The following is an 11,392-nucleotide window of genomic DNA, read 5'->3' as shown; positions in this document are numbered from 1 at the left end:
AGGACGTGTCGGTTCGCAGCACTACTGTTATCAGCGATGACGGGTGTTTTTTCGCGCCTGGTGGGCCAGGACGCTGTGGAATCCGAACTGGTGGCCGCCGCGCTGGCCGCGCGCGGTGATTCCGCTCACAACACGGGTTTGGCCGCCGCCACGCCACCCGGGATGACCCACGCCTGGCTGATCACCGGGCCGCCCGGGTCCGGTCGGTCGGTGGCCGCGCTGTGCTTCGCGGCCGCGCTGCAGTGCACCTCCGACGGCACGCCGGGGTGCGGGCAGTGCCGGGCCTGTACGACGACGATGGCGGGCACCCACGGCGACGTGCGGCGGATCATCCCCGAGGGGTTGTCGATCGGCGTCGGCGAGATGCGCGACATCGTGCAGATCGCGTCGCGGCGGCCGAGCACCGGGCGGTGGCAGATCGTGCTGGTCGAGGACGCCGACCGGCTGACCGAGGGCGCGGCCAACGCGCTGCTCAAGGTCGTCGAGGAACCGCCGCCGTCCACGGTGTTTCTGCTGTGCGCGCCGTCGGTGGACCCCGAGGACATCGCGATCACGCTGCGCTCCCGGTGCCGGCACGTCGCGCTGGTGACGCCGTCGGTGGACGCGATCGCGAGCGTGCTCATCGAGGCCGACGGGCTACCCGAACAGCAGGCCCGCTGGGCGGCGTCGGTGTGTGGTGGCCACGTCGGACGGGCCCGGCGGTTGGCCACCGACGAGCAGGCGCGCACCCGCAGGAAGCGGGCGCTGGAACTGGCCGCCGACGCGGCCACCCCGTCGCGGGCCTACACCGCCGTCGAGGAACTGGTGGCCGAGGCCGAGGCCGAGGCGGTGGCGTTGACGGTCGACCGCGACGAGGTCGAGGTGGAGGAGTTGCGCACCGCGCTGGGCGCGGGCGGCACCGGCAAGGGCACCGCCGGCGCGCTGCGCGGCGCGACCGGCGCGATCAAAGACCTTGAGCGACGGCAGAAGTCGCGGCACACGCGGGCATCGCGCGACGCGCTGGACCGGGCGCTGATCGACTTGGCGACCTACTTCCGGGACGCGCTGCTGGTGTCCTCCGGCGCGACGGATGTGGCGGCCCAACATCCCGACATGGCGGGCCGGGCCGCCGCGATGGCCGAGTACGCGTCGCCGGAGAAGTTGCTGCGCTGCATCGAGGCGGTGCTGGACTGTCGCGAGGCGCTGGCGGTCAACGTCAAGCCGAAGTTCGCCGTCGATGCGATGGTGGCCACCGTGGGGATGGCGCTGCGCGACTGACTTGGGCCGTCGGCCGCGCCTGCCGTAGACTCGTGCCGCCCAACGTATCGGGGCACGCCACCTTAGCTCAGTCGGTAGAGCGGCTCACTCGTAATGAGCAGGTCAGGAGTTCGATTCTCCTAGGTGGCTCCACGTGGCGTCGGTTACCGGCGGGTGCCCGCGCCCTCGTCGTATTCGTTACCGAACGAACTCAGCGTGGTCCCCCAGCCGCCGGTGGCGGCGTAATCGGTGAGCGCCTGGTAGTAGTCCTGGATGGCGCCGGGGTTGTTCTGCAGGACGTACTGCGGGCTCATCAGTGTCCCGTCCGGCAGCACGAACTGCTGCACCTGCGGGATGACCGGCACGTCGCGGCCGAACAGTTCCGAGGCCACCGCCCAGGTCTGCATGTTCTGCACCTCGGTGAAGCTGTGCGTGTCGACCTGGTGACCGGGGGTGTTGCCGAGCAGCGCGTCGAGCAGATAGTCCTGCCCCAGCGAGCCGATCACCGGGAGCTTGCCGGTGAGCTGGCCCATCGCGGCGCCGAGCGCGTCGCGGCGCAGGTCGAAACCGGGGTCCATCTCGGCCATGGTGGCGGCGGAGTTGAGCACCCCGAGCATGCGTCCGGCGTGGCCCATCGCCGTGCCGTCGGCGGGTGCGCCGCTGGCCGCGGCGTCGGCCGTCTCCTGCTGGTACTCCAGGATCGATTCGTAGGCGTGCCGGTTGAAGTTCTCGGCCGCCTCCGCGTCGGTGTCGATGACCGCGAACACGTTGCGGGCGTGGCTGAAGTCGCCTCGCTCCTGCCCGTCGAGCAGTCCGAAACCCGGTGTCGGATCCCGGTGGTCGCCGATCATCGCTTCCTGATAGGGCGCCAGCGCCTCGGCGTATCCGCGGACCAGGTCGGGGTTGCGGGCGCCGAGCCCGGAGTCGTTGAGACCGGACTTCATGTCGAGCAGGTCGTCGCCGTTGTCGCCCAGGTAGTCGGCCACCGCGTAGGCGGTCTCCCCGGCCATCCGGTCCAGCTGCGGGTTCGTGCCGTTGGCCGCGTCGTCGATCCAGTCGGTCAGCGTGCGCGCGGCCGCGCCGTTGTCCTCCCACGCGTGGGTGGACATGTCCTTGAGGAACTCCTGGCCCTCCTTGACGCCGGTGACCAGGTCGTGCTCACCGGCCCGGCCGGTGATGAGCTCGTGCGCGACGAACTCGTCGCGGCCCGCGGACCGGAAGATGTCCTGCACCACGGCGTCGCCCTCGTTGCTGTGGCGGCCGGATTCCTGCAGGATCTCCGCGCCGCGGCTCATCAGGCCGCCGTCGAGATGGCTGCCCTGCTGGAACCGCTCGTCGCCGTCGGCCACGAAGCCGGCGATGGTCTGCAGCTCGTCTCTGGTCGGCAGGTCGTAGAGGGGGTAACCCTCCGGGTTGGGCAGTGCGACGGAGGCCTCGCGGCCGAGCGTGTCCTGGATGCTCTGCGGCAGTTGTTCCATGCCGCCCGACACGGTCTCGGGGGTGATCTCGGGGAACAGGTCGGTCGGCGTGCCGCCCTTGGGGAACTTGACGTCGGGATCGCTCATCAACTGCCACGAGTTGGCCAGGATGCCCTTGCGGTCCCCGAGCCTGTCGCGGACCTCGGACAGTTCGTCCAGCGACATCTTGTGTGTCTGGGCCTGCATCTGGCTGAGCACCTGCGCCTGCTGCGCGTCCAGCGGTTCGGTGCCGGCGATCTGGGCATCGGAGATGGAGTCGAGGACCTCGTCGACCCTGGCGGCCGCCTTCGGGTCACCGTCGAGGGCCGCTTCGACGGTTTCGGTGGCCCACTGCTTGGTCTCCCGGTCGTGCTGGTCCTCTTCGCCTTCTTCGCCCTCGCCGGTCGCGAACATCGGGCCGTCCTGCCCGCCCTCCGCGAACTTCTGGTTGGTCAGTGCCTGAAACTCGTTCTGCAGGGCGCGGATCCGCCCGCCGATCTCGTTGGAGTCGGAATTCGACGCCGTGACGATCTGCGCGAGCTGCGCCAGCCCCTTCTGTGCGATCGCCAACTTCGCGCGCTCGCCCGCCTGGCCGGGGGGCACGCTGGCGGCGGCGTCGACCACCCACTGACGGATCGCGTCCAGGTTGCGTCGTCCGGTGTCGACCACCTGCGCGGAATTGGACACCTCGGTGGCCAGTCGTTGGTCCAGTCCGGCGAGTTGGCCCAGCACCCGGCGGTGTTCGGTGTTGGCGGTGCCGTAGGCCGCCGACGCGGTGCCCGTCCAGCGCGACCCCGGGGCGGCCGATTCCAGGTTGGACTCCAGGCTGCGCAGGGTCGCACTGTTGTCGTACTGGTCCCCGGTCTGTGGACTGCCCTCGCCGTATGTCGAGCGAGCATTCGACCACGTCGACAGGAAGGCGTTGATCGCGCTCACCGAACCAGTATCCCAGCCCTGGCGGCTACCTCGGTGCAACAAATCCCAGCGGGCCCGAGGCGATGCACACCGACAACGCGGCGGTGTTCGCGCGCACGTCGATCGCGTCGCCCGCGCCGGGCAGCCGCACGAACACGCGGTTGAGACCGGGCCGCACCGGCACCTTCACCTCGGCCCCCTCGGTCAGCGACATGCTCAGTGAACCGTCGCTGTTGGCCAGGTAGTTGATCTCCGCGGTCCAGTCGGCGGGCAGCAGCGGACCGTCCAGCGGCATGCGCACTCCGAAGTCCGGTTGAACGAGGTAGCCGCAGTCCGGGTCCGGGCCCACGACGATGCTGCGCACCCAGGTGACCTTCGCCTCCACCAGGTGACCCGTACTGTCGAGCATCCGCAAATCCGTTGTGGCGGTGTCGAATTCGGGCCGCTCACGGAGCAGCGCGAACATCTGGCTGGCCCTGTTCTCCGGTCCGACCACCCGCTGCAGCACCATCGGGTCGACCTCCTGGTCGAGCATCGGCGCGCCGGACGTCCGCGCCGCCGCCGCCAGGCCGGCCTGCGCGTTTTGTAGATAGGACTTGGTCGGGTTGTCCTGCCAGCTGGTGAAGAACGTCGCCGTGGAGTAGGCGCTGCTCACCGCGAATGCGGCCACCGCGGTGGCGGTCACGACCGACCGCGTGCGCGACGCGTCCAGCCACCCCGAGCCCTGCCGGTTCGGTGCGCACAGGCCCACGGCCGCCAGCAGCGCGAGCACCACGACGAGATCGGGCAGATACCGCAACGTCTGCGCCAACTCCAGCGCGGTGAACTGTGACGAGCGCATCAAATAGATCGGCACCTGACAGGCCACCGCGTAGCCCGCCGCGACCAGCCACACCGCGCCGATGCGCTTCTTGCGCAACACCGATACCGCCAACACCGCCGCCAGCGCCGCCCATCCCAGCACCATCACCGCCACCGGCGGGGTGCCCCACGGCGAGGCGGGCGCCCAGCGCTGCCAGTCCCACGGCCCGCCGACCAGTCCGGGCACGATGCCGTGAGTCACCGAGCGGCTCAGCAGATCCCACGTCATCGAGAGGTCACCGCTCCACCGCTTCTGGTCAACCACCACCAGATACAGGGCAATCCACGCCGCGGTCACGGCAATCGCGGGCGCCCACAGCCGAATCCCGCGGCGCCACACCGTGGCCGGCGTGCCGGTCGCGGTGACATGGGCCAGCAGCGCCGTGACGGCGAACGCGACGAACGGGATCACCGCGGCCTTCTCGAAGAACAGCAGCCCGCCGACGTAGACGGCCAGGCCGGTGCGCGCATAACGGCGGGCGCCGGTGCGCACCAACAGAACTGCGTCACCGCAGACCCACGCCAACGCCGCCAGCATCGGCAGTGAGTTCAGCGCCGCGGCCCACCAGGCGAAGCCCGGCACCGCCAGCGGGGTGAACAAGGCAAACGTCAACGGCAGCAACAGCACCGGGCGCCAACCCAGGATCACGTGCAACGCCCGCAGCAGCGCCAGCGACGCCAACCCCGTCAAGACGATCAAGCTGACCGCGGGCCACACCCAATCCAGCGGTGCGAGCCTGCTCATCGCGCCGGCGACCAGAAACGCCGCGGGCATGACGTGGCCGTCGTGGTCGTCGAACAGATATTCCGCCGAGAGCAGGTGGTGCGTGCCCGCCCGGCCGACCAGGATCAGGTCGTCCCAGTAGAAGTAGCCGCCGAACGCCAGCACGGCCCGGACCGCCAGCTGCGCCACGATCAGCGCGACGGCGGTGCGGGCGACCCAGTTCATCGGGGTCGAGGGTACGGTCCGGGTTCGCGCGCTACCGCCGTCGGTATTGTGACCCGGTGCGGACACTCGTGACGGGCGCGGCGGGCTTCATCGGGTCGACGCTGGTAGATCGCCTACTCGCCGACGGCCATTCCGTCGTCGGCCTCGATGACCTCAGCTCGGGGCGCAGCGAGAACCTGGGCCCAGCGCAACGCCACCGGAACTTCGAGTTCGTCAAGGCCGACATCGTCGACGCGGACCTCATCGGGCTGGTCGCCGACACCAGACCGGAGGTGATCTTCCACCTCGCCGCGCAGATCTCCGTGCGCCACTCGGTCGACGATCCGCCGTTCGACGCCGAGGTCAACGTGGTGGGCACCGTGCGCCTGGCCGAGGCCGCCCGCCGCGCCGGCGTGCGCAAGGTGGTGCACACGTCCTCGGGCGGGTCGATCTACGGGGTGCCGCCGTCGTACCCCACCGACGAGGACGCGCCCACCGATCCGACGTCGCCGTACGCGGCGGGCAAGATCGCCGGCGAGATCTACCTCAACACGTTCCGCAACCTGTACGGCCTGGACTGCTCGCACATCGCGCCCGCGAACGTCTACGGCCCGCGCCAGGACCCGCACGGCGAGGCCGGGGTGGTGGCGATCTTCGCGCAGGCGTTGTTGGCGGGCCGACCCACCAAGATCTTCGGCGACGGCACCGACACCCGGGACTACGTCTACGTCGACGATCTGGTCGACGCGTTCGTCAAGGCGTCCGGTGACGTCGGGGGCGGCCAGCGCTTCAACGTCGGCACCGGCGTGGAAATCTCGGTGCGCGAACTGCATTCGGCGATCGCCGAGGCGGTCGGGGCGCCTGATGAACCGGAGTTCCATCCGCCCCGGCTCGGCGACCTGCGCCGGTCCTGCCTGGACAACACCCGGGCGCAGACGCTGCTGGGCTGGCGGCCGACGGTGTCGTTCGACGACGGCGTGGCCCGCACAGTCGAGTTCTTCCGCACGCAACAGCCCTGAACATAAAGATTGTGAGTACTCACTTTCTGTTGTAGCGTGACGCCCATGACCTACGACGTGATCGTCCGCGACGGCCTCTGGTTCGACGGGCTGGGTTCGCCCCCGCAGGTGCGCAGCCTGGGTGTTCGGGACGGCACCGTCGTCGCGGTATCGGCCGAACCGTTGGACGAGGCCGGCTGCCCCGAGGTGATCGACGCGGCGGGCAAGTGGGTGGTTCCGGGGTTCATCGACGTGCACACCCACTACGACGCCGAGGTGCTGCTCGACCCCGGTCTGCGCGAGTCGGTCCGGCACGGGGTCACCACCGTGCTGCTGGGCAACTGCTCGCTGTCGACGGTGTACGCCGACAGCGAGGACGCCGCCGATCTGTTCAGCCGCGTGGAGGCCGTCCCCCGCAAATTCGTACTCGGCGCGCTCGAAGCCAAGAAGACCTGGTCTGACCCCGCCGGCTATGTGCGCGCGCTCGACGATCTGCCGCTGGGCCCGAATGTGGGCTCCATGCTCGGACATTCGGATCTGCGTGCCAGTGTGCTCGGTCTGGACCGGGCCACCACCGACGGGGTGCGGCCCACCGACGCCGAACTGGACCGGATGGCCCAGATGCTCGAAAAGGCGCTCGACGCCGGGCTTCTCGGGCTGTCGGGGATGGACGCCCCGATCGACAAACTCGACGGCGACCGGTACCGCTCACGGGCGCTGCCGTCCACCTTCGCGACCTGGCGTGAGCGCCGCAGGCTGATCTCGGTGCTGCGCAAGCGCGGCCGCATCCTGCAGAGCGCGCCCAACACCAAGAACCCGCTCGAGGCGCTGATGTTCTTCGTCACCAGCAGCAGGATCTTCGGGCGTCGTCCCGGTGTCCGGATGAGCCTGCTGGTATCGGCCGACGCCAAGTCCGCGACCGGCGCGGTACACGTGTTCGGGCCCGGCGCAAGGCTTCTCAACAAGATCTTCGACTCGCTGATCCGCTTCCAGCATCTGCCCGTGCCGTTCGAGTTGTACTCCGACGGAATCGACCTGCCCGTCTTCGAGGAGTTCGGGGCCGGCACCGCCGCACTGCATCTGCGCGATCAGATCGAGCGCAACGAACTGCTCGCCGACACCGAATACCGACGCCGCTTCCGTCGCTCGTTCGACCGAAAAAAGTTCGGACCGTCGTTGTGGCACCGCGACTTCCACGACGCGACGATCGTCGAGTGCCCCGACGCGACGCTGGTGGGCAAGACGTTCGGTCAGATCGCCGACGAACGAGGGCTACACCCGTTGGACGCATTCTTGGACGTGCTGGTCGACAACGGTGAACGCAACGTGCGCTGGACGACGATCGTGGCCAACCATCGGCCCAAATATCTCGACCGACTGGCCGCCGAACCCTCCATTCACATGGGTTTCTCCGACGCCGGGGCCCATCTGCGCAACATGGCGTTCTACAACTACGCGCTGCGGTTGCTGCGGCGCGTCGTCGACGCCGACCGGGCAGACCGACCCTTCCTCACCGTCGAACGCGCGGTGTACCGGCTCACCGCCGAGGTGGCCCAGTGGTTCGGGCTGGATGCGGGCACCCTGCGCGAGGGCGATCGTGCCGACTTCGTGGTGATCGACCCCGAGGGGCTCGACGAGTCGGTGGACGGCTACCACGAGGAGGCGGTGCCGTTCTACGGCGGGCTGCGCAGGATGGTCAACCGCAACGACGACGCCGTGGTCGCCACGGCGGTCAACGGGACGGTGGTGTTCGGCGACGGGCGGTTCCGTGACGGCTACGGAACCACGGTGAAGTCCGGCCGGTTCTTGCCCGCCGGTGTCGGGTCCGCCGCGAAAGCGCCTGCCTGACATGGCCAGAACTCAGCAGCAGCGCCGTGAGGAGACGATCGCCCGGCTGCTCGACGCCAGCATCGAGACCATCGTGGAGGTGGGCTACGCCAAGGCGTCGGCCGCGGTGATCGCCAGGCGGGCGAAGGTTTCCGACGGCGCGCTGTTTCGGCACTTCCCGACCATGAGCGACTTCATGGCCGCCACCGCCCACGAGGTGATGCGCAGGCAGCTGAACCTGTTCTCCAAGCGGGTGGCCGACATACCGCCCGACCGGCCCGCCCTCGAGGCGGCGCTGACGATCCTGCGCGACGTCACCGGCAACGACACCAACACCGTGATGTACGAACTGTTGATCGCCGCGCGCACCGACGAGAAACTGCGGGCCACACTGCGCGACGTACTCACCGAATACGCCGCGAACATCTTCCGCACCGCCCGGTCGCTGCCGGGCGCCGAGCAGTTCCCCGAGGAGACCATCGCCGCGCTCGCGGCGATTCTGACCAACACCTTCGACGGCGCCGCCATCGTGCGCGCGGTGCTGCCGCAACCCGGCCTCGAGGACAAGCGCATCGAGTTGTTGACGGCGCTGCTGCAAGGCGCTCTGGCGCCGCAGGTCTGAGCGCCGGTCAACGTCCGGACCGGGCCAGCGCACCCATGTGCACCGCGATCCCCACCAGCGGTCCGCACAGCAGCGCGATCACGGTGCGCGTCTGCAGGCTCAGCGGAAGCAGCAGCAACAGCGTCGAGGCGACCGTGGCCGACACCCACCCCAACGAGTACGCGCGGTGCAGTGCGGTGGCCACGGTGGCCGCCCCGGTCAGCGTCAGCAGCGCGATGGCGATCGCCGCCGCGGTCAGCCAGGCCAGCAGCGCCCCGTCGGCGAGGTACTCGGCCCCGAACGCGCTGCGCAGCAGCCACGGTCCCAGCACGCCGGCGGCCAGTACGCCGAGCATCCCGACACCGGTGACCGCCGCCGCGGGCGCCAGCAGCGCCCTCAACCGGGCGGCACGTTGGTCGACGAAGTGGGCGATCAGGTTGCCCTGCATGGCCGTCAACGGCACCAGCAGCGGTGCGCGGGTCAGCGTCACCGCGAGAATCACCACGCCGCCCGTCGCGCCCAGATCCCCCGACGTCGCCTTGAGCAGCACCGGAAACCCCATCACCAGAATCGCGCTGGCACCCGCCGCGGCGATCGAATGCGACGCGCCCCGCAGAAACGACGCCGTGCCGCCGGGGGTCAGCAGTCGGGCCGCGTGCCGCGTCGTCGGCGAGGTGGCCAGCATGATCAGCCAGGCGATCGCCCCGGCCACCGTCGCCCACAGGTAGCCGGCCAGCCCCCACCCCACGACGAACGTCGCGGCGGCGACGACCACCCGCAGTCCGGCATCGGTGACCATCAGCGTGCCGTACGCCGTCCAGCGGTTCAGGCCGGCGAGCATGCCCAGCAGCGTGGTGTGCAGGCAGAACCCGGCCAGACCGATCGACAGCAACGCGACAGACAGCCAGCGCGATTCCACGAACACCTGCGGCGACCACAACGGCGCGCTGATCGCGATCGCGGCCGCGGCCACGAAGCCGACCATCGCGGCCACCCGCATGGGATGTGTTCGGGGAGCGACGATCTCCTCGGTGTAGACCGTGGAGCGCACCTCCCTGGTGGCCTCCTGCAACAATCCGAACGCCGCCCCGGTGACCAGTCCGAAGGCGCCCCAGAACACCGCGAACACCGAGAACCCCTCCGGTTCCAGGTCGCGGGCGGCCAGGTAGAGCACGGCGTATCCGCACAGTGCCGAAAGCGCGGTGGCCGCGCCGACTCTGGCCACGCTGCCGCGGGTGACCGGTCCGCTCGCCGTGCCCGCGTCGGTCACGACGGCACAGGCATTTCCGTGGCCGCCACGGCTACAAACTACTAAGCCGGTGGCAGATGAGCGCTCGGCCCCGACCGGTGCGGGTTTGGGCCGCCCGATTTCGGCTAGCCTCTGTTACCTGGCAGAATCGGCGCCGGAGGGGAGTACTCCTTCGCCGCGGTGTCGTCATCACGTCGGCCGTCGTCGGACGACCGGTGCTGCGGGCCGACACGATCGCTCGTGGCGGCGGAAGAGACCTCCGGCGTGGTGGCGACCGGAGGACCTGTGAACGTAACCCAACTCGAGTGGATCATCACGCTGGGCGTGACGACCGCGGTGCTGCTGTTCGACGTGTTCGTGATCGGCCGGCGGCCGCACGAGCCGTCGCGACGCGAGACGGGCACGGCGCTGACGATCTACATCGGCCTGGCGGTGGCGTTCGGCGTGTGGACCTGGTTCTTCCACGGCAGCCAGTACGGACTGGAGTTCTTCGCCGGCTGGCTCACCGAGTACAGCCTGTCGGTCGACAACCTGTTCATCTTCCTGATCATCATGGCCAGCTTCAACGTGCCGAAGAAGTACCAGCAGCAGGCGCTGATGGTGGGCATCATCCTGGCGCTGATCTTCCGCGGCATCTTCATCGCCCTCGGGGCGGTCGCTATCCAGCAGTTCTCCTGGGTGTTCTACATCTTCGGCGCCTTTTTGCTCTACACCGCGATCAGCCTGGTGCGTGACAGCGACCAGGACGACGACGCCGACAACTTCGTGATCCGGTTCGCCCGCAACCACCTGAGCTTCACCGACACCTGGGACGGCCTCAAGCTGTGGGTGAAGGAGAACGGCAAGCGGCTGATGACGCCGATGTTCATGGTCATCGTGGCGCTGGGCACCACCGACCTGATCTTCGCGCTCGACTCGATTCCGGCGATCTACGGCCTCACCCGCGAGCCCTACCTGGTGTTCACCGCCAACGTGTTTGCGCTGATGGGGCTGCGCCAGCTGTACTTCCTGCTCGGCGACCTGCTCAAGCGCCTGGTCTACCTGTCGCACGGGCTGGCGTTCATCCTGGCGTTCATCGGAGTCAAGCTGCTGCTGCACGCGCTGCACGAGAACGAACTACCGTTCATCAACGGCGGACGAAACGTCCCGGTGCCGGAGATCCCGACCCTGCTGAGCCTCGGGGTGATCGTCGGGACCCTGATCCTGACCACCGCGGCCAGCCTGTACAAGACCCGCGTCCACGATGTGCGCAACGACAAGAAGGCCGCGGTGGAAACCGACGAGTCGGGCGACCCGCGCTGACTCAATCCCGACGCGGGC

8 protein-coding genes and 1 tRNA gene are annotated in these 11,392 nt (G+C 69.2%); 6 read left to right on the top strand and 3 right to left on the bottom strand.

Annotated elements, in window-relative coordinates; translation table 11 throughout:
• Positions 1-36: 36 nt before the first annotated feature.
• The gene (locus ABQE89_RS01425; RefSeq protein WP_448413368.1) at positions 37-1,257 is read left to right on the top strand and encodes a DNA polymerase III subunit delta'; all 1,221 of its coding nucleotides are present in this window, start codon (positions 37-39) and stop codon (positions 1,255-1,257) included.
• A gap of 56 nt (positions 1,258-1,313) precedes the next feature.
• Positions 1,314-1,389 (top strand) — tRNA-Thr (locus ABQE89_RS01420).
• A gap of 11 nt (positions 1,390-1,400) precedes the next feature.
• On the opposite strand, the gene ABQE89_RS01415 is transcribed toward ABQE89_RS01420, so the two are convergent.
• On the bottom strand, positions 1,401-3,629 hold the full coding sequence (locus tag ABQE89_RS01415) for a TPR repeat domain-containing protein (protein ID WP_448413366.1): 2,229 nt from the start codon (positions 3,627-3,629) through the stop codon (positions 1,401-1,403).
• 25 nt (positions 3,630-3,654) lie between these two features.
• Positions 3,655-5,418 (bottom strand): hypothetical protein, encoded by a 1,764-nt coding sequence (locus ABQE89_RS01410; protein WP_448413364.1) that lies wholly within the window; start codon positions 5,416-5,418, stop codon positions 3,655-3,657.
• Between the two features lie 56 nt (positions 5,419-5,474).
• On the opposite strand from ABQE89_RS01410, the gene ABQE89_RS01405 reads away from it, so the two are divergent.
• Genes ABQE89_RS01405 through ABQE89_RS01395 form a run of 3 tightly spaced genes read left to right on the top strand, consistent with a single transcriptional unit; the run spans position 5,475 to position 8,844 of the window.
• Positions 5,475-6,416: a GDP-mannose 4,6-dehydratase gene (locus tag ABQE89_RS01405; RefSeq protein ID WP_448413362.1), complete on the top strand. Its 942-nt coding sequence runs from the start codon at positions 5,475-5,477 to the stop codon at positions 6,414-6,416.
• A gap of 45 nt (positions 6,417-6,461) precedes the next feature.
• Positions 6,462-8,243, top strand: a complete 1,782-nt coding sequence (locus ABQE89_RS01400) for an N-acyl-D-amino-acid deacylase family protein (protein WP_448413360.1) — start codon at positions 6,462-6,464, stop codon at positions 8,241-8,243.
• Between the two features lies 1 nt (position 8,244).
• Complete coding sequence (locus tag ABQE89_RS01395) at positions 8,245-8,844, top strand: TetR/AcrR family transcriptional regulator (RefSeq protein WP_448413358.1); 600 nt, start codon at positions 8,245-8,247, stop codon at positions 8,842-8,844.
• 7 nt (positions 8,845-8,851) lie between these two features.
• Here the strand turns inward: ABQE89_RS01395 and ABQE89_RS01390 are convergent, their stop codons facing one another.
• Positions 8,852-10,093, bottom strand: a complete 1,242-nt coding sequence (locus tag ABQE89_RS01390; protein ID WP_448413356.1) for a hypothetical protein — start codon at positions 10,091-10,093, stop codon at positions 8,852-8,854.
• Positions 10,094-10,357: 264 nt separating this feature from the next.
• Between ABQE89_RS01390 and ABQE89_RS01385 the strand changes: the two genes are divergently transcribed.
• Positions 10,358-11,374: a TerC family protein gene (locus ABQE89_RS01385; RefSeq protein WP_448413564.1), complete on the top strand. Its 1,017-nt coding sequence runs from the start codon at positions 10,358-10,360 to the stop codon at positions 11,372-11,374.
• Positions 11,375-11,392: the final 18 nt, after the last annotated feature.

The organism is Mycolicibacterium sp. XJ1819, from assembly GCF_053483675.1.
The sequence above is the reverse complement of the archived record's forward strand: the minus strand, read 5'-3'. Positions and strand labels throughout refer to the sequence as shown.

Coding starts and splice junctions, on each gene's coding strand:
- ABQE89_RS01425 (WP_448413368.1), top strand. CDS start 37: ATGACGGGTGTTTTTTCGCGCCTGGTGGGCCAGGACGCTGTGGAATCC.
- ABQE89_RS01410 (WP_448413364.1), bottom strand. CDS start 5,418: ATGAACTGGGTCGCCCGCACCGCCGTCGCGCTGATCGTGGCGCAGCTG.
- ABQE89_RS01400 (WP_448413360.1), top strand. CDS start 6,462: ATGACCTACGACGTGATCGTCCGCGACGGCCTCTGGTTCGACGGGCTG.
- ABQE89_RS01395 (WP_448413358.1), top strand. CDS start 8,245: ATGGCCAGAACTCAGCAGCAGCGCCGTGAGGAGACGATCGCCCGGCTG.